General features: G+C 73.3%; 8 protein-coding genes. 6 read left to right on the top strand and 2 right to left on the bottom strand.

Annotated features, from left to right (window positions below; all coding sequences use genetic code 11):
• Positions 1–37: 37 nt before the first annotated feature.
• Positions 38–6,433 carry a MopE-related protein gene (locus P1V51_23855; protein MDF1566090.1) on the top strand — a complete coding sequence of 2,132 codons (6,396 nt, stop codon included), beginning with the start codon at positions 38–40 and terminating at the stop codon, positions 6,431–6,433.
• Between the two features lie 44 nt (positions 6,434–6,477).
• Positions 6,478–9,948, top strand: coding sequence for a MopE-related protein (locus P1V51_23850; protein MDF1566089.1), 3,471 nt, complete (start codon positions 6,478–6,480; stop codon positions 9,946–9,948).
• A gap of 4 nt (positions 9,949–9,952) precedes the next feature.
• Here the strand turns inward: P1V51_23850 and P1V51_23845 are convergent, their stop codons facing one another.
• A complete protein-coding gene (locus tag P1V51_23845) occupies positions 9,953–10,450 on the bottom strand; it encodes a PH domain-containing protein (protein MDF1566088.1) in 498 nt (165 codons plus the stop codon).
• 65 nt (positions 10,451–10,515) lie between these two features.
• Between P1V51_23845 and P1V51_23840 the strand changes: the two genes are divergently transcribed.
• The 3 genes from P1V51_23840 to recD are packed head-to-tail and all read left to right on the top strand — an operon-like array spanning position 10,516 to position 19,699.
• Complete coding sequence (locus P1V51_23840; GenBank protein ID MDF1566087.1) at positions 10,516–14,223, top strand: exodeoxyribonuclease V subunit gamma; 3,708 nt, start codon at positions 10,516–10,518, stop codon at positions 14,221–14,223.
• Complete coding sequence (locus P1V51_23835) at positions 14,220–17,789, top strand: UvrD-helicase domain-containing protein (protein MDF1566086.1); 3,570 nt, start codon at positions 14,220–14,222, stop codon at positions 17,787–17,789. Before P1V51_23840 ends, P1V51_23835 begins: the two co-directional genes overlap by 4 nt.
• The gene (gene recD, locus P1V51_23830; GenBank protein ID MDF1566085.1) at positions 17,786–19,699 is read left to right on the top strand and encodes an exodeoxyribonuclease V subunit alpha; all 1,914 of its coding nucleotides are present in this window, start codon (positions 17,786–17,788) and stop codon (positions 19,697–19,699) included. Before P1V51_23835 ends, recD begins: the two co-directional genes overlap by 4 nt.
• Before the next feature lie 169 nt (positions 19,700–19,868).
• Here the strand turns inward: recD and P1V51_23825 are convergent, their stop codons facing one another.
• Positions 19,869–21,314 carry a hypothetical protein gene (locus P1V51_23825; GenBank protein MDF1566084.1) on the bottom strand — a complete coding sequence of 482 codons (1,446 nt, stop codon included), beginning with the start codon at positions 21,312–21,314 and terminating at the stop codon, positions 19,869–19,871.
• A 119-nt stretch (positions 21,315–21,433) separates the two neighbouring features.
• On the opposite strand from P1V51_23825, the gene P1V51_23820 reads away from it, so the two are divergent.
• Positions 21,434–22,885, top strand: a 1,452-nt coding sequence (locus P1V51_23820; protein MDF1566083.1) for a hypothetical protein, incomplete at its 3' end; no start/stop codon positions are given.

Genomic DNA, 22,885 nt, shown 5'->3' with positions numbered 1-22,885 from the left:
GGGAATCATTCGGGGGGCCGCTCGCCTGGGAGAGAACATGGGTCGCAATCTGGTCGTCGCTGGAGTCGTCTGTCTTTCGTTCATCGTCTGGGGGTCCGGCGGCTGTAGCTGCGACGGAGGCGGAGGCCTCGGAAACTGCCCCGATGAGATCTGCAACGGCGTCGACGACGACTGCGATGGACTGACCGACGAGGGCCCCGAGGGCGGCCCGGACTGGAGCCAGAAGGGCGAGACCTGCTTCGTGGGCCTCGGCGCCTGCTCCGCCGCCGGCGTCTTCATCTGCGACGAGACCAACCGGACCGGTCCCCTGGTCTGCTCCGGCGCCCCGGGCACCGGCGAGACCGAGATCTGCAACGGCGTCGACGACGACTGCGACGGCCAGACCGACGAGGAGCCCCAGTGGTCGAACCTCAACGAGGTCTGCCGCGTCGTCGAGGGCGGCTGCGAGGGCGTGGGCATCTTCATCTGCGATCCCCTCGATCCGAACGCCGCGACCATCTGCGACGCCGTCGCCGGCCCCCCCACGACCGAGATCTGCGACGGCCGCGACAACGACTGCGACGGTAACACCGACGAGGGCACCGACTGGACCGACATCGGCGCGGTCTGCACCAACGGCATCGGCACCTGCCAGCGCCCCGGCCTGAAGGTCTGCGATCCCTCCGACTCCACCGGCCCGACCATCTGCAACGCGGTCCCGGCCGCCGAGAGCATCGAGATCTGCAACGGCGTCGACGACGACTGCGACGGCCAGACCGACGAGGAGGCCCTCTGGGCCGACAAGGGCGCGGTCTGCACCTCGGGCCTGGGCATCTGCGAGACCCCCGGCATCCGCCTCTGCGATCCGGCCAACCCCGCGGGCCCCACCGTCTGCTCCGCGAGCCAGTCCACCACCGGCACCTTCGAGACCTGCAACGGCCTCGACGACGACTGCGACGGCCAGACCGACGAGGACGCGACCTGGGCGGACAAGGGCAGCCTCTGCTCCCGCGGGCTGGGCGCCTGCCAGCGCACCGGCGTGCTCTCCTGCGATCCGACGAACCCCGCCGGCCCCACCATCTGCAACGCCATCGAGGGCACGCCCTCCGCCGAGGTCTGTGACCGGGTGGACAACGACTGCGACGGCAACACCGACGAGGACGCCCTCTGGCTCGACCTCGGCAACATCTGCCGGGTGGGCATCGGGGCCTGCGAGAACGTCGGCGTGAAGGTCTGCGACACCGCCAACCCCGCGGGCGCCACCGCCTGCTCGGTGGGCGCCAGCGGCGGCGGCGCCGAGGTCTGCAACGGCCTCGACGACGACTGCGACGGCTCCACCGACGAGGATCCGGCCTGGACCGACAAGGGCCAGGTCTGCACCGTCTCCACCGGCCAGTGCGCGGCCACCGGCACCCTGGGCTGCGACACCGCCAACCCCGGCGGCCCGCTCCTCTGCAGCGCCACCGCGGGCGCCACCGGCACCGAGGTCTGCAACGCCCTGGACGACGACTGCGACGGCCAGACCGACGAGGACGCCACCTGGGCCGACAAGGGAACGGTCTGCACCGTGGGCCAGGGCATCTGCCAGGCCTCGGGCACCCTGCGCTGCGACACCGCCAACCCCGCCGGCCCCACCGTCTGCTCGGCGACCCCGGGCGCCGCGGGCGTCGAGGTCTGCAACGGCCTCGACGACGACTGCGACGGCCTCACCGACGAGGACGCCCTCTGGACCGACAAGGGCGCCATCTGCACCAGCGGCGTGGGCCAGTGCACCACCACCGGCACCCGGGGCTGCGACCCCGCGAACCCGGCGGGCCCGACCATCTGCTCGGCCACCCCCGGCGCCGCGGGCACCGAGATCTGCAACGGCCTCGACGACGACTGCGACGGCTCCACCGACGAGGACGCCCAGTGGGCCACCAAGGGCCAGAGTTGCCAGGCCGGCACCGGCCAGTGCGCCACCGGCGGCCTCTTCGTCTGCGACGCCGCCAACCCCAGCGGCCCGGCCGTCTGCTCGGCGACGCCCAGCACACCGGGCACCGAGGTCTGCAACGGCCTCGACGACGACTGCGACGGTCAGACCGACGAGAACGCCATCTGGCTGGACAAGGGTGACGTCTGCACCGACGGCGTCGGCACCTGCGAGGTGGTCGGCGTGCTGGTCTGCGACACCGCCAACCCCTCGGGCGCCACGGTCTGCTCGGCGGTCGCCGGCAGCGGCGGGGCCGAGATCTGCAACGGCCTCGACGACGACTGCGACGGCCAGACTGACGAGATCCTCTGGGCCGACAAGGGCAGCTCCTGCACCGTCGGCACCGGTCAGTGCGCCGCCAGCGGCGTGCGGGTCTGCGACACCGGCACCCCCGGCGGCCCCACCGTCTGCTCGGTGACCATGGGCACCCCCGGCGTCGAGGTCTGCGACGGCCTCGACAACGACTGCGACAGCCTCACCGACGAGGACGCCCAGTGGTCCGACAAGGGGACGGTCTGCACCAACGGCGCGGGCACCTGCGAGACCTCCGGCACCAAGATCTGCGACACCGCCAACCCCGGCGGCCCCACCGTCTGCTCCGCCATCATCGGCACGCCGGGCGTCGAGGTCTGCAACGGCCTCGACGACGACTGCGACGGCTCCACCGACGAGGGCGCCACCTGGGCCGACAAGGGCGTCGGCTGCACCGCCGGCAACGGCCAGTGCGCCGCCAGCGGCGTGCGCGTCTGCGACACCGGCGACCCCACCGGCCCCACCGTCTGCTCCGCGACGCCCGGCGCCCCCGGCTCCGAGGTCTGCGACGGCCTCGACAACGACTGCGACGGCCAGACCGACGAGATCCTCTGGGCCAACAAGGGCACCATCTGCACCGAGGGCACCGGCACCTGCCAGCAGACCGGCGTGCGCGTCTGCGACACCGGCAACCCCGGCGGCCCCACCGTCTGCTCGGTCACCGCCGGCGCCCCCGGCAGCGAGGTCTGCGACGGCCTCGACAACGACTGCGACAGCTCCACCGACGAGATCGTCTGGGCCGACAAGGGCACGGTCTGCGTGGTCGGCAGCGGCACCTGCGAGGCCTACGGCGTGCGGACCTGTGACACCGGCAACCCCGCCGGCCCCACCGTCTGCTCGGCGACGCCCGGCGCCCCCGGCGCCGAGGTCTGCAACAACCTCGACGACGACTGCGACGGCCAGACCGACGAGATCACCTGGGCCGACAAGGGCACCCTCTGCACCGACGGCAACGGCCAGTGCTCCGTCACCGGCCAGCGGATCTGCGACACCGCCAACCCCGCCGGCCCCACCGTCTGCAGCGCCACCGCGCTGCCGCCGGGCATCGAGACCTGCAACAACCTCGACGACGACTGCGACGGCCAGACCGACGAGATCGCCTGGGCCGACAAGGGCACCCTCTGCACCGCGGGCGCCGGCCAGTGCTCCGTCACCGGCCAGCGGATCTGCGACGGCGGCAACCCCAGCGGCCCCACCGTCTGCTCCGCCTCGCCCCTGGCGCCGGGCACCGAGGTCTGCAACGGCCTCGACGACGACTGCGACGGCTCCACCGACGAGATCGCCTGGGCCGACAAGGGCACGGTCTGCACCTCGGGCCAGGGCCAGTGCGCCGCCACCGGCACCCGGGTCTGTGACACCGGCAACCCCGCCGGCCCCACCGTCTGCTCGGCGACCGCCGGCGCCCCCGGCAGCGAGGTCTGCAACAACCTCGACGACGACTGCGACGGCTCCACCGACGAGATCGTCTGGGCCGACAAGGGCACCCTCTGCACCGACGGCATCGGCGCCTGCGAGGTGACCGGCTTCAAGGTCTGCGACAGCGGCAACCCCGGCGGCCCCACCGTCTGCTCGGTCACCGCCGGCGGCGGCAGCGCCGAGGTCTGCAACGGCCTCGACGACGACTGCGACGGCTCCACCGACGAGATCTCCTGGCCCGACAAGGGCACCGGCTGCGTCTCCGGCAGCGGCGTCTGCGCCCAGCCCGGCATCAAGGTCTGCGACACCGGCAACCCCGCCGGCCCCACCGTCTGCTCCGCCACCCCGGGCGCGCCCACCGCCGAGGTCTGCGACGATCTCGACAACGACTGCGACGGCTCCACCGACGAGATCTCCTGGGCCAACAAGGGCACCAGCTGCAGCACCGGCCAGGGCATCTGCGAGGCCGCCGGCATCCTGATCTGCAACACCGCCAACCCCGCCGGCCCCACCGTCTGCTCGGCCAACGCCGGCCTCCCCGGCACCGAGCTCTGCAACGGCCTCGACGACGACTGCGACGGCAGCGTCGACGACGGCCTGGCGGCGCCCGACTGCGTCGAGCAGGACGGCGTCTGCAAGGGCTCGGTGCAGAGCTGCGGCGGCTCCCTGGGCTGGCGGGCCTGCACCGGCCCCGAGTACGGCACCGACTACCAGCCCACCGAGCTCTCCTGCGACGGCCTCGACAACGACTGCGACGGCCTCGAGGACAACGGCCTGCCGAGCCAGCCCTGCGCGAACCAGACCGGCGTCTGCGGCGGCGCCATGGCCGCGTGCTCCGGCGGCGCCTGGACCGTCTGCGGCGCGGCGCAGTACGGCCCCGAGTACGAGGGCAACGAGACGACCTGCGACCAGCTGGACAACGACTGCGACGGCACCACCGACGAGGGCTACCTCAACGGCGCCACCGGCAAGTACGACCAGAACACCGCCTGCGGCAACTGCTACACCAACTGCACCACCATCTTCGCCTACCCGAACGCCTACGGCACCTGCGACGCCAGCGGCGCCCCGGTCTGCCAGATGAACTGCTGCGGCGTCGCCGACACCAACCCGGCCTGCGACGGCCTCTTCGACTACTTCGATCTGAACGGCGTGCCGGACGACGGCTGCGAGTTCCAGAACGACCCCTCGGCCCTCCACGTCTCGACCCCGGGCAACGGCGGCGCCGACAGCCCCTCCTGCGGCACCTCGGGCAACCCCTGCGCCACCATCGGCTACGGCATCAGCCAGGCCTTCAGCGGCGGCCAGCTGCGGGTGCGCGTCAGCGGCGGCGCCTACTACGAGAACTTCGATCTGGTCGCGGGCATCGACGTCCTGGGCGGCTACAACCCCACCACCTGGTCCCGCAACGTCGCGGCCAACACCACCGTCATCTACGGCGTGGGCGGCCCGGTGGCGACCCCTGACGACCGGGCGGTGGTCCGTGCGTTCGACATCACCTCGCCGACCGAGTTCTCGGGCTTCGTGATCTTCGGCGAGATCTCCACCGGCGTCGGCGGGAACAGCTACGGCATCTACGTCGAGGACTCCGACAACAGCCTGACCATCCGGGACAACCTGATCTACGCCGGCGACGGCGGTCCCGGTGATGACGGCCTGGACGGCGCCACCGGCACCAGCGGCCTCGACGGAAACCCGGGCGTCGCGGCGAGGGACGAGGCCACCTGCCCGACCAACCTCGCGGGCTCGAACATGCAGATCGATCTCGGCGGCGCCGGCGGCGCGCTCAGCTGCCTGGGCACCAACGTCACCGGCGGCCAGGGCGGCGCCAGCTACTGTCCCGACTTCGACGAGTCCGGCGCTCAGCCCGCCTCCAACCCGACGGATCAGTATCCGGTGGCCGCGATGGACGGGACCGACGGCTTGGGGCCGAACCCCGGGGCCGGCGGCATCACCGGCTGGGATGCCTTCATGTACAAGTCGGGCACCCCGCCCTCCTGCACCTGCTACCAGCCGCCGGATCCCAACGAGCCGACCGGCGCCCCCGCCGCCAACGGCGGCAACGGGTTCGGCGGCAACGGTGGGAGCGGCTGCACCTCCACCGACGGCACGGTCTCCGGCATCCGCTGGCAGGGCTTGAGCGGCGGGCCCGGCTTCGGCGGGCAGCCCGGCTCGGGTGGCGGCGGCGGCGGCGCCGGCGGCGGCGTCGAGAACTACAACTGCAACACCGACGGTGACAGCGACGTGGGTGGCTCCGGCGGCGGCGGCGGCTCGGGTGGCTGCGGCGGCGGCGGCGGTGCCGGCGGTGACACGGGCGGCGGCTCCTTCGGCATCTACCTGGCCTTCAACTCGGTGCCGGCCTCGGTGCCGGTGATCACCGGCAACACCATCAACACCGGGCTCGGCGGCTCCGGCGGCCGGGGTGGCAACGGCGGCTTCGGTGGCATCGGCGGCACCGGCGGCCTCGGGGGCCTCGAGGGCCAGGCCGGCTCCACCGCGTGGTGCGCGGGCGGCGGCGGCCGCGGCGGCGAAGGCGGCAACGGCGGCTCCGGCGGCGGCGGCGGCGGCGGCTGTGGTGGCGTCTCCTACGGCATCTTCGCCACCGGCCAGGGCGGCGTGAACCTCAACGCCATCCGCACCGGCAACAATTACTCCCTCGCGGGCGGAGGTGGCTCCGGCGGCGAGGGCGGGCTCTCGCTCTCGGTCGCCGGCTCGGACGGCCTGACCGGCACCGAGGCCGACACGAACTTCTGATTCACGGCTCCCGACAGGTCGTACTCTCGCACAGGACTCAGAGCATGAAGCGCATCACCCTCGCCGGCTGGTTGCTGGCGTGTGCCCTCCCCCTTGCCTCCATCCACGGCTGCTCCTGCGACGACGGCGGCGGCCTCGGCCGCTGTCCGGCGGAGGTCTGCAACGGCGTCGACGACGACTGCGACGGGCAGACCGACGAGGACGACGCCTGGGTCGACAAGGGAGAGACCTGCTTCGTCGGCCAGGGCGCCTGCCAGGCCGCGGGCGTCTTCATCTGCGACGAGACCAACCGCCTCGGGCCGCTGGTCTGCTCCGGCACCCCGGGCACCGGGGACACCGAGATCTGCAACGGCGTCGACGACGACTGCGACGGCCAGACCGACGAGGAACCCCAGTGGTCGAACCTCAACGAGGTCTGCCGGGCCGTGCAGGGCGGCTGCGTCGGGGTGGGGATCTACGTCTGCGATCCCCTCGACCCGAACGCCGCCACCATCTGCGACGCGGTCGCTGGCCCGCCGGTCCCCGATGTCTGTGACGGGACGGACAACGACTGCGACGGCGACACCGACGAGGACGCCGCCTGGACCGACAAGGGCACGGTCTGCGTCAACGGCGAGGGCTCCTGCCGGCAGCCGGGCCTGATGGTCTGCGATCCGGCCGACGCCACCGGCCCCACGATCTGCAACGCCACCCCCCTCGCCGCGGTGCCCGAGGTCTGCAACGGCGTCGACGACGACTGCGACGGCCAGACCGACGAGGACGCCCTCTGGGCCGACAAGGGCGAGGTCTGCACCTCGGGCCTGGGCATCTGCGAGTCGGCGGGCATCCGCCTCTGCGATCCCGCCAACCCCGCCGGGCCCACCATCTGCTCGGCGGCGCTGCGCAACGTCGGCCGGCCCGAGGAGTGCAACGGCCTCGACGACGACTGCGACGGGCAGACCGACGAGGGCGCCACCTGGGCCGACAAGGGCAGCCTCTGCTCGCGCGGCATGGGCGCCTGCCAGCGCACTGGCGTGCTGCTCTGCGACCCCACCGACCCGGCCGGCCCCACGGTCTGCAACGCCGTGGCCGGCACCCCGACCGCCGAGGTCTGCGACCGGGTGGACAACGACTGCGACGGCTCCACCGACGAGGACGCCACCTGGGCGACCCTCGGCGACCTCTGCCAGGCGGGCAGCGGCGTCTGCGAGAACGTGGGCCTGATGGTCTGCGACACGGCGAACCCCGCCGGGCCCCCGGTCTGCTCGGTCGGCGCGGGCACCGGGAACATCGAGGTCTGCAACCGCCTCGACGACGACTGCGACGGGCAGACCGACGAGGGCCCGGACTGGACCGACCTGGGCCAGGGCTGCCTCTCGGGTCAGGGCGTCTGCGCGCAGCCCGGCGTGCGGATCTGCGACACCGGGAACCCGACTGGCCCCACCGTCTGCTCGGCGACGCCGGGCGGCGTGAGCGCCGAGGTCTGCAACGGCCTCGACGACGACTGCGACGGCTCCACCGACGAGGAGGCGATCTGGGCGGACAAGGGCCAGAGCTGCACGAGCGGCACCGGCGCCTGCTTCGCCGCAGGGGTCTCGATCTGCGACGCCGCCGATCCGGCCGGCCCGACGGTCTGCTCCGCCCCGCCCGGGACGCCCCTCACCGAGGTCTGCAACCACCTCGACGACGACTGTGACGGCACCACCGACAACGGCTTCGTCAACGCCTCGAGCGGCGTCTACGACGTGGCGACCGCCTGCGGGAACTGTTTCACCGACTGCACGGTGATCTTCGACTACGCGAACGCCTACGGCACCTGCGACCCCACGGGCCTGGCCGGGTCACCGGGCTGCGAGATGACCTGCTGCACCATCGGGGACACCCACCCCTCCTGCGACGGCACCTTCGACTACTACGACATGAACGGCGTGCCGGACGACGGCTGCGAGTTCCAGAGCGACCCCTCGGCCCTCCACGTCTCGACCCCCGGCAACGGCGGCGCGGACAGCCCCTCCTGCGGCGGGGCCGGCGCCCCCTGCGCCACCATCACCTACGGCATCAGCCAGGCCGTCAGCGGCGGCCAGCTCCGGGTGCGGGTCAGCGGCGGCGCCTACTACGAGAACTTCACCCTCGCCCCGGGCATCGACGTCCTGGGCGGCTGGAACCCCACCACCTGGGCCCGGAACGTCGCGGCCAACACCACCGTCGTCTACGGCGTGGGCGGGCCGGTGGCCACGCCCGACGACCGGTCGGTGGTGAAGGCCGTCGGCATCACGGTCCCCACCGAGTTCTCGGGCTTCGTGATCTTCGGTGAGATCTCCACCGGCGTCGCCGGGAACAGCTACGGCATCTACGTCCAGGACTGCAACGGCAACCTCACCATCCGCGACAACCTGATCTACGCCGGCGACGGCGGCCCGGGCGCCGACGGCCTCGACGGTGCGACCGGGCTGAACGGTGTCGATGGCAGCGCCGGAGTCAACGCCCATGACGACCGGACCTGTCCGAACAATGCCGGAGCGACGGTGGTGGTCGACGCGGGCGGAAGCGGCGGCGCGCTGGTCTGTGGGAGCACCGACGTCTCGGGTGGCGTGGGCGGCGCCAGCTACTGCCCCGACTACGACGAGTCTGGTGCCCAGCCGCTCTCGAACCCCTTCACCCAGAGCCCGGCGGCCGCCATGGACGGTTCGCCGGGGCTTGGCCTCTCCCCGGGGACGGGCGGGATCACCGGCTGGGACAAGCTCCAGTACAACGACGGCACAGGCTGCGCCTGCTACGAGCCGCCCAGCAGCGAGGAGGCAACGGGTAGCCCCGCCACCAATGGCGGAAATGGAGGCGGCGGCAACGGTGGCTCGGGCTGCACCAACACCGACGGCACGGTCTCCGGCACTCGCTGGCACGGCATCATCGGCGGTCCCGGCTTCACCGGCCGACCCGGCTCGGGGGGCGGTGGTGGCGGCGCTGGCGGCGGTGTCGAGCTCATCAACTGCACCGGCGAAGGAGACCACGATGTCGGCGCCTCGGGCGGCGGCGGCGGCTCGGGCGGCTGCGGCGGCGGCGGCGGCGGCGGTGGGGACACGGGCGGCGGCTCCTTCGGCATCTACCTGGCCTTCACCTCGGCCCCGACCTCCGTGCCGGTGATCACCGGCAACACCATCAACACCGGCCTCGGTGGAACCGGCGGCAGCGGCGGCAACGGCGGCTTCGGCGGCATCGGCGGCACCGGCGGGGCCGGCGGCATCGAGGGTCAGGCTGGTACCAGGGAGTGGTGCGCGAGCGGCGCCGGCCGCGGCGGCGAGGGCGGCAACGGTGGCTCCGGCGGCGGCGGCGGCGGTGGCTGCGGCGGCGTCGCCTACGGCATCTTCGCGGCCGGCCAGGGCGGCGTGAGCCTGAACGCCATCCGCACCGGCAACACCTACACCCTCTCCGGCGGCGGCGGCGCCGGCGGCGGCGGCGCCGGCGGCGGCGGCGGCCTCTCCCTCTCGGTAGACGGCTCGGACGGCCTCACCGGCACCGAGGCCGGGACCAACTTCTAGGGGTTCAGCCCTCGCAGCTCGGGGGCCCGGCCGCGGGGTCGGGCTCCACCAGGCCCCCCGGCGGGGTGAGCCAGGCGATCAGCTGCCCGGTCTCGAGGCCGTACCAGTTGAAGAACTGGAGCGGCTTCGGCCGGGGGTCGCCGGCCAGATCGAGGGCCTCGGGATCCTCGGGGGCCTTCAGGTGCAGGCAGATCGCCTGGCGCCGCTCGTGAAAGTGGATCTGCTCGATCCGATCCCAGGGGATGCGGCGCCCGGCCATCAGGGAGCGCACCTCCAGCCCCGCCTCGTCGGCCCAGAGGCCGCCGTGCCGGGCGAAGGGCAGGACGATCACCGCTCCGGCGCCCAGGCCCAGCAGCATCGGCAGGGCCAGGGGCCCGAGGGAGGAGTAGAGCGCCAGGTCGAGGAGCAGGCCGGCCAGGACCAGGGCCGCCGGCCCGTAGCGGAAGTGCGGCAGGGGCCGCAGCTCCCGGACGCCGGTCGTCTCGTCTTCGTTCTCCGTCATGGAAGCCCGAGTCTTTACCGGACCCGTCCCCCGTTGTCAGACCCCTGTGCTTTAAGGACGGGCGCGTGCTCGAGCTCCTTCACTCCAACCGCACCGAGAAGCTGGTCGAGATCCTCGCCGGCCGCATCGACGCGCAGCGGCGGGTGGGGCACGTCCTCGATCCGGTGACGATCGTCGTCCCCAATCGGAACCTCGAGACCTACCTGAACCTCTCCCTGGCCCAGCGCCACGGGATCAGCGCGGGACTCGACTTCCTCCGGCTCGAGCGCCTCGCGGCCATGGCCGCGGGTGATCGCCGAGAGGTCCGCATCGTGGGCCGCGCTCAGCTTCGGGCTGGCCTCCTCGCCCTCTTCCACGACGACGAGCGCCTCACAGAGCCCGCGCTCTCACCGGTGCGGGACTACCTCTTCGGGAGGACGCCCGAGGCCGACGCCCTCGACCGCGCGGCCACCGATCTGCGGCGCGTGCAGCTGAGCGAGCGGCTCTCGAGCGTCATGGAGAACCACCAGTGGACCCGCCCGGAGCAGGTCCGCCGGTGGCTGACCTCCCCGGACGCCTCCCCGGACCCGGAGGCCGAGGGCCTCGCACCGGAGCTGATCTGGCAGGCCTCGCTCTGGCGGGCTCTCCACGGCCCCGAGGGTGTCCTTTGCGCGAGCGCCGAGCGCGACGGGGGCCTCCCCCACGCCACCCTCGCCGAGAGGATCCTCGATCCGCGCCTGGAGCTCTGGCCCCCGGCCGGCGGCTTTCCGCTCCACGTCTTCGGCGTCTCCTACTTCGGCCGGCTCTTCCACCACCTCTTCCAACGTCTCGCCGGGGCGGTCGATATCTCGGTGCACCTCCTCAACCCCTCGCGCCACTACTGGGACGAGTTCGTGCTGCAGGGCCCGGCCATCGCCGACGCCGAGGGCGAGGATCCCCTCCACCTCGCGGAGCAGCCCTGCCTCCCCCTGGCCCTCTGGGGCAAGCCGGGCGGCGAGCACCTGCGCCTCCTGCGAGAGGTGGCCGGGGGTGACTCGGCCCACGAGGACGCCGACTACCTCTCCCCCGGCCGGGCGACGATCCTGCACCAGGTGCAGGACGACCTCCTCGAGCAGAGGGGACCGGCGGAGATCACTCCCTTCGTGGGCAGCGAGGCCGAGGGTCCCCCCGCCTCCCTCCAGGCCCTCGCCTGCCCCAGCCTCCGGCGCGAGGTCGAGGCGGTGGCCGATCGCATCTGGCACCTGATCGGGGCCGAGGGCCCCGGTGCGCCGCTGCGCTTCCACGAGATCGCGGTGGTCGTCCCGCCGGCCGCGCGCGATCGCTACCTGCCGATGATCACGCAGGTCTTCGAGGCCCACCATCGCCTGCCCCACACCACCGCCGATCTCTCCTTCGGTGCCCGCGCGCCCCTGGCGCAGGCCGCCCGGCTGCTCCTCGAGCTGCCCTTCGGCCGCTTCACCCGGGCCGAGCTCCTCGGCCTCCTGACGCATCCGGCCTTCGACCGGGGCGCCGGTCAGGGCCGGAGCGCCTCGGAGATCGACGCCGGGCGCTTCGCCGAGCTGGCCGACGCCGCCGGCATCTTCTTCGGCCGCGACGACCGGGACACCGCCGGCACCTACCTGGGGCCCGACGCAGCCCACTGGAGCCAGGGGCTCACCCGGCTCGCCCTCGGCCAGGCCCTCGGCGGCGAGCGGGGCGGCGAGCCCGAGCTCCTCTATCAGAGCGCGGGACGCACCCTCGCCCCCGAGGATCTGGGCGCCTCCGATCCGGGCACCACCCGCGCCTTCGGCCTGCTGGCCCGGAGCCTCCTCGCCGATCTCACCCGGCTGCGCGACGACACGCTGCCCCTGCGGCAGTGGGCCGAGCGGCTGCGGACCCTGATGGAGGCCTACCTCCTGGTCGACGACGAGGGCGACGAGGCCGACCAGCTGAAGATCCTCTCGGCGATCGACGAGCTCGCCGAGCTCGACCTGGTGGGCACCCCGGTCAGCGGCCGCACCGCCTGTGGCCTCGCCGGCCAGGCCCTCGCCGCGATCAGCTACCAGCGAGGCCCCTACCTGAGCGAGGGCGTGGTGGTCTCGACCTTCCTGCCCATGCGGGCGATCCCCTTCCGGGCGATCTTCGTGCTGGGTCTCGGCGAGGGCATCTTTCCGGGCGCCGCCCGGCGAGATCCTCTCGACCTCCGCGCCACCCGGAGGGCTGGCGACCTGAGCCCGGCCGAGCGCGATCGCCACGCCTTCCTCGAGACCCTGCTCTGCGCCCGCGAGCGGCTCTCGCTCTCCTGGGTCTACCGCAACGAGAAGACCGGCGACCTCCTGGCGCCCTCCTCGATCCTCCTCGACCTCCTCGACGTCCTCGAGCCCGTCCTCGGCCCCGAGGCGCTCCGCCTGCCCGCCCGCGCCGACGACGGCCGGGTGAGCGCGGGCCGCTTCTTCGAGCTGGTACCTCTGCGGCGCCACCAGGATCCCGCCTGCACCCTCCCCGAGGCCCGGGCCGAGGCCGAGGCCGCGCGGATCGGCGCGGCCCTGGGCCACGAGGGCACCCGCGGGCTCCGGCACCGTGAGCTCCTCGAGCAGCTGGATGATCCCGCGCTCTGGTCCCTGCTTCGCCTCCCCGAGACGCACCCCCCGGCGGCGGCCGCGAGCCCCACCCCCGGGGTGGTGAGCGAGTTGCGGGAGCTGACCCTCTCCAACCTGCGGGGCTTCCTCGACAGCCCGGTGCAGGGCGCAGCGAGGGCCCGCCTGCGCTTGCGCGAAGACGAGGACGACGAGGCCGCCGCGGTGGAGGACGAGCCGCTGACCAGCAGCCGCCTCCAGGAGTCCGTCTTCCGCACCTCCACCCTGGAGGACTCCCTGCGAGCCCTCCCCTGGCGTGACGACCTCCCGACCCGCACCGACGCGGCCGCCCGGGTCATCGAGCGCGTTCGGCAGGCGGTCCTGCGGGCGAGCGCGCCGCGGGGGATCTTCTCCGGCGCCCCGCTGCACCGGGACATCGATCTGGTCCTCGCCTGGCGCGCCCTCCTCTTCGCCCGCTGCGAGGGCCCCGTCCGGCGGGTGCACGTCGGGCGCTCGCGGGAGGGCGAGCGCGTCGACCCACCGCGCCTCGCCGCGCTGGAGCTCTCCGGGGCGGACGCACGCCCGCTGCGCCTGCACGGCCTCACGTCCCTGCTGGCGGGGCCTGGGCTCGACATCGTCCTTCCCGTGGACACCGCCCGGATCAGCGGGAAGCGCCTCCATCGGTCGGCCCTGCGCGGACTCCTCGACCACCTGCTGCTCTGCGCCACGGGCGAGGCAGAGCTGTGCCCCCCTCGGCCGCGCCGGCTGCTCCTCCTGGGCGCCTCCCCGAGGAAGGTGAGCTTCGACACCCCACCCGATCCGGATCCTGCGGCCCTCGCCGCCGCCTTCGAGCTCGAGACCCTCGAGACCTCGGTCGTCACCCTCGGCCTCGAGACCCTCGAGGCCCCGGAGGCCCGGGCGCTGCTCGAGGGGCTGGCCCGGCAGCTCCTGGACGAGGATCACGATCACCTGCTGCCGGTGGACGTGATCTCCGAGCTGGTCGACGACACGCTCCACCTGGAGGTGGAGCTGGAGGCCGTCCGCGCGGCGGTGGCCGCGGTACGCGAGCGCGCGGGCAGCGCCTTCGGAGGGACGCCCAGCAGCAGCTACGGCCCGATCCCCGATCCCTTCTCCCTGCCCTGGCTGGAGGGAGAGGACGCCATGGCCGCGATCGCGGCTCGCTTCGCGCCCCTCTTCGCGAGGCTCTGCCTGCTGGACGACGACGAGGAGGTGGCATGAGCGGCGCGCTGCCCCTCACCTGGCCCGCCCTGCTGGCGAAGCTCCCGGCGCGCGGCCCGGTCTGCATCGAGGCCTCCGCCGGCACCGGCAAGACCTACACCCTCGAGCACCTCCTCCTGCGCCTGATCATCGAGGACGAGGTCCCCATCGAGAAGGTGCTGGTGGTCACCTACACCGAGAAGGCCAAGCTCGAGCTGGTCACCCGCCTGCGCCAGCGCCTGCTCGAGGCCCGGCGACTCCTGGGCGACGCCGAGGGCGATCGGGCCGGACGGGCCCGGCGCATGGTCGAGCGAGCGCTGCGCGCCTACGACCGGGCCTGCATCCGGACCATCCACGCCTTCTGCCAGGAGACCCTCGGCGACGGAGCCCTCCCGGCCCGGCTCCTTCTCGACCAGAGCCTGGTGCGGCCGCACGTGGTCTCCCGCGAGGTGCTGCGCGAGCTGATGCGCGAGCGAATCGACGGTGACGACCCCACCGGGCTCGCCCTGCGCGCCTTCGTGAACCAGCACGGCTTCGAGGCCCTGGCCCGGCTCCACGACGCCGTGCAGGGCGAGTGCGACCGGCTGGTGCCGACCTGGGACCTCGCGGCGCTCCAGGCTGCAGTGGACGACTACCCCACCGCGGCCGAGATCGAGGCCTGGCTCGAGGCCAAGGGCGTGCCCGGCCCCAGGGCCAAGGCGCAGGGCCTGATCCGCACCGGCCTCACCGGGCTGGGCGAACTGGTCCGCAGCCTCGACACCGACGAGAAGGCCCTGCGGTCGACCGCCTGGCTGGACTGGTGCAACGACGCTGACGGTGGCTCTCAGTCGCGGCTGGAGATCCTGACGAAGGCCTTCCAGGATCCCCGGGTCCTCGGACACCCGATGGGCGCCCGGCTCTCGGAGATCTTCTTCACGCTCCTCCGCCACGCGCCGCTGCCCGCCGTCTACCTCACCGGCCGCTTCTTCCCCGAGGTGCAGGCCATCGCCAGCGCCCGCAAGCTCGCCCGGGGCCTGCTCGACTACGACGACATGCTCGTCCGCCTCGACGCGGCCCTGCGGAGCGATTCGGGAGACGACCTCGCGGCGCAGGTGAGGGGCCGCTTCTCCTGGGTGCTCATCGACGAGTTCCAGGACACCGACGAGCTGCAGTGGAGCATCTTCGACCGCCTCTTCGGCCAGAGCCCCGGGCACCGGATCGTGGTCGTCGGCGATCCCAAGCAGGCCATCTACAGCTTCCGGGGCGGAGACCTGCCCGTCTATCGCCAGGCCCGGGACGAGATCGAAGCCGCCGGCAACGCCCCGCTGGTCCTCGACACCTCCTACCGCTCGACCGCCTCCCTCCTCGAGGTCCTCGGCCCGCTCTTCGAGGAGGCCTTCTTCGAGCCCATGGCGCTCGAGGCCCCCCCGCTAAAGGTGGGCCGCCCCGACGACGCCCTCCTGCTCGCCGACGGAAGCGACGCCCCCCCGGTCGTCCTCCTCTCGGCCCCCGACCACCGCGAGGCCTGGAAGAAGAACAAGGGCACCACCCTGAGGCTGGTTCAGCAGGGGGTGGTCGACGAGCTCACCCGGCTCCTCCACCCCGACTGCGAGCTGCGCTACCGCAGCGGTGACGCCGAGCCCCGGCGGCTGCGCCCGAGCGACTGCATGGTGCTCTGCCTCGACCGCTACGAGAGCGCCGACATGGGCGAGGCCCTGGCCGCCGCGGGCATCCCCCACGCCTTCTTCAAGCAGGAGGGACTGGGCAAGAGCGCCGAGGCCGGCCACCTGCGTCTCCTGCTCGCTTCCCTGGCCTCGCCCCGCGACCCCTCGGCCCGGGCCCGCCTCTGGCTCACCCCCTTCTTCGAGCTGCCCCTGGCCTCCATCGAGGCCGCCCGCGAGCTCCCGCCGACCCACCCCTTCCACGCTCGCATCGATCACTGGTGCGAGCTCGCCGCCGAGCGACGCTTCGAGGCCCTCTTCGAGGCGATCCTGGTCGAGAGCGGGCTCGGCCGGCGCCTGGCCCTGGCCGGCGACGAGCGGGCGCTCACCAACTACCTCCACCTCTCCGAGCAGCTCCTCGAGGAGGCCCGGAAGGCGCCCCTCTCCATCGGCGAGCTCGCCCGCACCCTGCGCGCCGCCGAGGACGCCGGCGGCGACGTCGACGACGCGGACGTGCGCCGCCTCGAGACCGAGCGCGACGCAGTGAAGATCCTCACCCTCCACAAGGCCAAGGGGCTCGAGGCGCCGGTCGTCCTCCTGGGCTTCGCCCCCTTCTCGAGCTCCACGCCGAGCAAGAAGGCCCGGGCCGGCAGCGTGCAGGTCTTCCACCAGAGGAACGCACAGGGCCGGATCGAGCGGTGGGCCGAGCTCCCCGGAGACTTCCTCGGAAAGCACGGCCACCCCGATCACGCCGCGATCGCCGAGGACGAGCGCGAGGCCGAGCGGCGCCGCCTCTTCTACGTCGCGCTCACCCGGGCACGGGCCCGGCTGATCCTCCCGGCCGCGCTGCCCGCGGAGCCCGGCGACTTCGACAGCGGCTCGCTCCCCGGAAAGGAGAAGCCGCTGGGCTTCACCGTCGGCTACCGGGCCGTCAACGATCGCCTGGTCGCCCTCCGGCAGCTTCCCGGACTCGCCTCCCGCTTCGAGCTGCGCCCCATGGGACGGCACGACCCCGCCGACCCGGTCCGTCCGACCCCTCCGTCCCTGGCGACGATCGCCGTCACCCTCCCGCCCGACACAGGCCCGGCCCACCAGGCGCTGCGCCTGGCTCGCAAGGCGCCCATCGTCACCTCCTTCAGCCGGATGTCCCGGGGCGCCGACGGCATCGCGCCCCCGGAGCTGGTCGCCGACGCCCTGCTCCTCGACTCGGAGGATGCCCGGCCCGAGACGGCGATGGACGACGCCGTCCTCCCGGGCGGAGTGCGCACCGGCCTCTTCCTCCACGCCCTCCTCGAGGAGGCCTCCTTCGAGCAGGTCCGCGCCGCCCCTCGGCTCGAGGACTACGCAGAGGCCCCAGGGATCCGCGCCCGGGCCCTGCGCCTGGCCGAGAAGCACGGCCTCGGCGCCGCCGCCGCCGAGCGCGGCCTCGCCCTGACCCACTCCACGCTGCGCCGCCCCCTCGAGCTCGGGGCGGTCTCGCTCGCCGAGGGCCTCTGCGCCGTTCCCCGCTACCGGCCCGAGCTCGCCTTCGTCTACCCCATCCCCGAGGCCAGCCACCACCTTCTCGGGGTCGAGGCCGACCCCGGCGACGACATCCTCCCCTTCCGGGTCGAGCGGGGCTTCGTCACCGGCTTCATCGACCTCGTCTTCGAGGCCGACGGCAGGGTCTTCTTCCTCGACTGGAAGAGCAACCGCCTCCCTGGCTACGGGCCCGAGGCCGTCGCCGAGAACGTCGCCCACCACTACGCCCTGCAGGCGCGGCTCTACACCCTGGCGGTGGTGCGGCACTTCGGCATCCGCGACGCCGCCGACTACCAGGCGCGCTTCGGCGGGCTGGCCTACCTCTACCTCCGGGGCGATCCCGACGGCGGGCTCTACTTCGAGCGGCCCACCTGGGAGGAGCTGATCGTCTGGGAGCGCAGCCTGCTCTCGGAGGCCCGCGCATGATCCGCCCCCGGCCCGGACCCCTGGGGGTGCTCGCCCCCGGCCACTCGGCCGAGCTGCTGGAGGGGGCCGCCCTCCTCGACCTCGACGCGGGCAGCCTCTGGCTGGCCTGGGAGCTGGCCGCCCTGCAGCCCGGGGCGCGGCCCGAGGACCGCGAGCTCCTCCAGCGCGCGGTGGCGGCGGTGCTCGCCGCGCAGCAGCTGGGCAGCACCTGGCTGCCCCTCGACAGCGAGGAGCTCCTCACCACCCTGGCGCTCGAGGGCGAGGCCCTCGCCCGGCTGCGCGCGCTGCTCCACGACCCGACCCGCAGCGGCGCCGTGGTGAGCGGCCTCGGCGATCCCCCCCGGCCCCTGCTCCTCCACGAGGACGCCCTCACCCTGCGCCGCATCCACCGGGCCGAGGCCGGGCTGGGCCAGCGCCTCCGGTCCCGGCTCGGTCCCGCCACGGACTCCGACGTCCCCACCCGCCTGGACGAGACCGGCGCCCGCGCCGCGCTGGAGCGCGCCGTGGCGGCGACCCCGCCGGGCGCCCCGCGGCTCACCCCTGAGCAGCAGGAGGCCTGCGTCGCGGCCCTCTCCTCACCCCTCACCGTGATCACCGGCGGACCCGGGACCGGCAAGACGACCATCGTCGACACCCTCCTCCGCGCCCTGGAGCTCGAGCGCCCCGAGGCCCTCGCGGCCGTGGCCCTCACCGCGCCCACCGGGAAGGCGGCCGACCGCCTCCACGCGGTGCTCCGCAGCGGCGGCGAGTTGCGCCGAGCCCGCCTCCGGCCGGCCGCCACCCTCCATCGCCTGCTGGGCTACTGGCCGCGCCAGGACACCTTCGCGCACCACGAGAACAACCCACTCGAGGCGAGCCTGGTGATCTGTGACGAGGCGTCGATGATCGACCTCCACCTGATGGACCGCCTCCTTCGCGCCCTCCGGCCCGGCGCCCACCTGGTGTTGCTGGGGGACGCCGATCAGCTGCCCCCGGTGGGCGCGGGCGCCGTGCTCCGGGATCTCTGCGAGGCGAGCGGGAGCCGCGCGGTCGTGAGGCGGCTGAGTCAGAGCCACCGCCAGTCCGAGGGCGACCCCGCCGGCGCCGCCATCCTGCGCGCGGCCCGCGGCCTCCACGCCGGAGACCTCCCGGCGCTCCTCGGCGGCGACGACCCCGCCCTGCCCAGACGCGATCGCGTCGACCGCCTCGCGTGGCAGGGCGCCGAGCTGCTGACCGCCGCCACGGCGACCGAGCGGCAGACCTTCCTGGCAGCCTGGGAGGACCGCCACCTCGTCCTCCCCGAGGCCCTCGCCGAGACGCTGCGGAGGCCCGTGCAGGTCGGTGAGTCCGGCCGGGTGGAGGATCCCGGCGGCGAGCTCGCCGCCCTCCTGCGGCACCACGATCGAGCGCGCATCCTGGGCGTGACCCGGGTCCCCGCCGGGGGCACCGGCACCGAGGCCATCAACCAGCACTTCGTCCGCCGCCTCGCCACCCGCCTCGGGCAGCCCCTCGACCTCTTCGCCCCCGGCACCCCGGTGATGGTCACCACCAACGACTACACCCACGGCCTCTTCAACGGCGACACCGGGCTCATCGTGAGGGGGCGGGCGGCCGGCGGCCACGAGCGGCCCGCGCCGATGGCGCTCTTCTCCCGGGGCGAGGAGCTGCGAGCCTTCTCCCTGGGTAGCCTCGCCGCGCACCTCGAGCCTGCCTGGGCGATCACGGTGCACAAGGCCCAGGGCTCCGAGTACGAGGAAGTCGCCCTCCTCCTCCCCTCGGTCGAGGTGAAGCTCCTCGCCCGCGAGATCCTCTACACCGGCGTCACCCGCGCCCGGCGGGCCGCGGTGATCGTGGGTGAGAGCGCCCGCCTCGAGCAGGCCTGCGTCCAGCGGGCCGCCCGCCACACCCGTCTCCCGGCGCTCCTGACCTGAAGACGGTCTAAACCAGAGATCATGATTCCCGAACAGCGGATGGCGCCGCGGACGTGCCCGGATGCAAGGAAGGGTGAGGGAGCCTAGCCTTAGCTAGGTGACCGAGGCCTGACGCCGCAGGCGGGTGCGGCCTGCAAGCCAGGCGTGATCGGGAATCGTGATCTCTGGTTTAGAGCGGCACCGGCGCGGTGCTCGCCACGAGGCGGTGACCGTCGGGCAGGCTCAGGTGGGTCCAGGTGCGGCGCTCGGCGGGCCCCACCCTGGGCTGCGCGCGGCTCCAGGAGACCAGGCGAGGGACGCCGTCGTCGATCTCCAGGGCCCAGAGGAGGTTCTCGAAGCGTCCGGCCGCGCCGCTGTTGAGGTACCAGGGGCAGGCCTTGACGCCCTGGACCCCCGGGGTGGGCGCCTGGAAGATCCGCGCCTCGTGGGTGTGCCCCAGCACCAGCACCGGCCGCTCGGCGGCGGTGAAGAGGGACAGCATCTGCTGCTTGAGCACGAGCTCGTCGAGGTGCCGGAACTTGAAGAACTCGTCCCCGGTCTTCACCTCCTTGTCGATCGCCTCCTGGGGATCGTCGTGCTCGAAGTACTCCCAGGCGATGTTGTGCTTGAAGAGGGCCTCCCAGGCCGCCTGGTTGTGGAGGTTGCCGAAGAGCGCCCCGGCGATGTCGATGATGTTGCCCATCTTCGGGTTGTAGTCGTCGTCGACCAGGTCGCCGCGGAAGGGGGTGAGCCCCAGGGCCCAGGAGCGCACGTCGTCGTTCCAGCGCCAGGTGCGGTCGGCCCCCTGGTAGGCCCAGCTCATCGTCTCGCTGATGGTCTCCCCGACCCAGGCCGCGTAGCGGGGCGTCGTCGCCTTGTCGAACTGATGCCCGTGGGCGATCACGTAGTCGACCTTGGGCAGCGCGCCGCCCCCCGAGGCGGTCTCGAGGAAGAGGTAGTCGCAGGGCTTGAGCACCCCGGGGATCCGCTGCTTGAGGGCCTCGTGGTAGGTCGGCTCCTGCAGATCGAGGTCGTGGTTGCCGGCCACCCGCACGAGGCGGCCCCGGGCCTGGAAGTCGGCCAGCGCGTCGTAGAGTGGCCGCAGCTTGGTGTCACCCAGGATCTTGTCGAGGAGCTGCTTGCGGTGAGTGAAGCGCCGGCCTTCGAGCGCGTTGTGGTTGTCCGCGACCCGCTGCTGCATCTGGCCGAGGGTCGGCTCGAAGATGATCAGCTCCTCGACGTCGCCGTTCTCCACCAGGGTGTAGTCCTCGGTGGCGTACTCGCCGAGGACGTCGACGTAGAGGTCCCGGTTGCCGCTGGCGCCGAAGAAGTCCTGGCGGTGCCCGTCCCAGGTCCAGTGGTGATCGGAGAAGATCACGTAGCGCTCCCCCGGCGTGGAGCGGTGGCGCACGATGGAGTGCCCCTTCGCGTAGGAGGGCGTCCCGCGGGTCCAGTCCGCCATCCGCGAGTAGGCCGAGAGCACCTCGGCATCGAGGGTGTCGGCCCAGCGCTTGGAGAACTCGTCGGCCCTGCGCCGGAGCTTCCAGCAGAGCTTGAACACCTCGGCCTCCGAACTCTTCAGGCCGTAATGGAAGGCGATGTCCCTCGCCTGCTTCATCTCGATACCGAAGGGCATCTCGAAGTCCTCCCCTGTGCGTTGAGCGCGGCGCCGCCTCGGCCGCCGCTCGCGCGAGTCTATCCATGAAGGCGGGCCGGGTCGTCTTTTGAGCCCCTCCCCGGTGGTACATTGGGGCGATGCAGCGCTCGCGTCGGTCGTGGCCCCTCCTCCTCGCCCTCTCCCTGCTCTTCGCTGTCGGCTGCAAGGACACCGCGCCGGACGTCGCCGACGGCGGCCCGGACGGCGGCGACGGCGGCGGCGTCGCCTGCGACAACGGTGTGCAGGACGGCTTCGAGAGCGACATCGACTGCGGCGGCGGGATCTGCACGCCCTGCGTCGACGGCCGCCTCTGCCGGCAGAACGACGACTGCGCCTCGGGGACCTGCTCCTCGCAGGTCTGCACCACGCCGGCCTCCTGCACCGACGGAGTGAAGAACGGCGACGAGAGCGACGCCGACTGCGGCGGCGCGGTGAGCGGCTGCCCGGGCTGCGCCGACGGCACCCCCTGTCAGAGCGAGGCCGACTGCCAGAGCGGGGTCTGCGATCCCTCCTCCTCCGCCTGCGCCGCGCCCTCCTGCACCGACGGCGTGAGGAACGGCGACGAGACCGGCACCGACTGCGGCGGCGACCTCTGCGGCACCTGCACTCAGAGCCAGGGCTGCGCCAGCGGCTCGGACTGCGCCAGCGGGGTCTGCGATCCGGTGACCTCCCTCTGCGCCGCGGCCACCTGCGCCGATGGCGTGCAGAACCAGGGCGAGCTCTCCGTCGACTGCGCCGGGCCGAACTGCCCCCTGTGCTCCGACGGCACCGCCTGCACCGACCCGGGGATCTGCGCCAGCGGCTACTGCGATCCCACGAGCTTCTGCGCCACCGAGAGCTGCACCGACGGCATCCTCAACAACGGTGAGCTCGCCGTCGACTGCGGCGGGCCGAACTGCGGGCTCTGCCCCGACGGCACCACCTGCACCGACCCGGGGATCTGCGCCAGCGGCTACTGCGATCCCACGAACTTCTGCGCCACCGAGAGCTGCACCGACGGCATCCTCAACAACGGTGAGCTCGCCGTCGACTGCGGCGGCCCGAACTGCTCCGCCTGCGCCGTCCCGCCCACCTGTGGACCGATCACCCAGGCGTTGACCGGCGCCCTCGGCGACGTCGTGCTCTCGGGCTCGATCCTCATCGACACCTCGGCGGGCACCCTCTCCGATGCCTCCGGCACCGTCGTGGCCTCCGGCGCGAGCGGCAGCTTCCTCCAGAGCCAGAGTGGCAGCGTGGGCGGCTATGCGCCTCCCTCCCTGCGGGTCTTCGACTTCGCCTCCCTCACCATCGCGCCGGGCAGCACGGTGGCGATCACCGGCGGCAACGGCCTGGCCCTGGTCTCGCTGGCGGACCTGAGCGTGAACGCCGGCCTCGATCTCGGCGGCGCCAACGGCAGCTCGGGCGTCACCCCGCCGGGCGGCAGCCCCGGCGCGGCGGGGCCGCCCGGCCCGGGCGGCTGGGCCGGCGGCTCGCGCTCGACCTCCAACCCCTGCTCGGCGGGCAGCGGCGCGGCCTTCGGCCCCGGCCGCGGCCTCGAGGGCGGCTGCGGC

It is taken from the genome of Deltaproteobacteria bacterium (assembly GCA_029210625.1).
GTDB lineage: Bacteria > Myxococcota > Myxococcia > SLRQ01 > SLRQ01 > JARGFU01.
Note: the sequence above shows the minus strand (reverse complement) of the source record. Positions and strands in the feature narration are given on the sequence as shown.

Bases quoted from the DNA above. Each gene is read 5' to 3' on its own strand.
- P1V51_23835 (MDF1566086.1), top strand. From the start codon at position 14,220: ATGAGCGGCGCGCTGCCCCTCACCTGGCCCGCCCTGCTGGCGAAGCTC.
- P1V51_23825 (MDF1566084.1), bottom strand. From the start codon at position 21,314: ATGCCCTTCGGTATCGAGATGAAGCAGGCGAGGGACATCGCCTTCCAT.
- P1V51_23855 (MDF1566090.1), top strand. From the start codon at position 38: ATGGGTCGCAATCTGGTCGTCGCTGGAGTCGTCTGTCTTTCGTTCATC.
- P1V51_23850 (MDF1566089.1), top strand. From the start codon at position 6,478: ATGAAGCGCATCACCCTCGCCGGCTGGTTGCTGGCGTGTGCCCTCCCC.
- P1V51_23845 (MDF1566088.1), bottom strand. From the start codon at position 10,450: ATGACGGAGAACGAAGACGAGACGACCGGCGTCCGGGAGCTGCGGCCC.
- recD (MDF1566085.1), top strand. From the start codon at position 17,786: ATGATCCGCCCCCGGCCCGGACCCCTGGGGGTGCTCGCCCCCGGCCAC.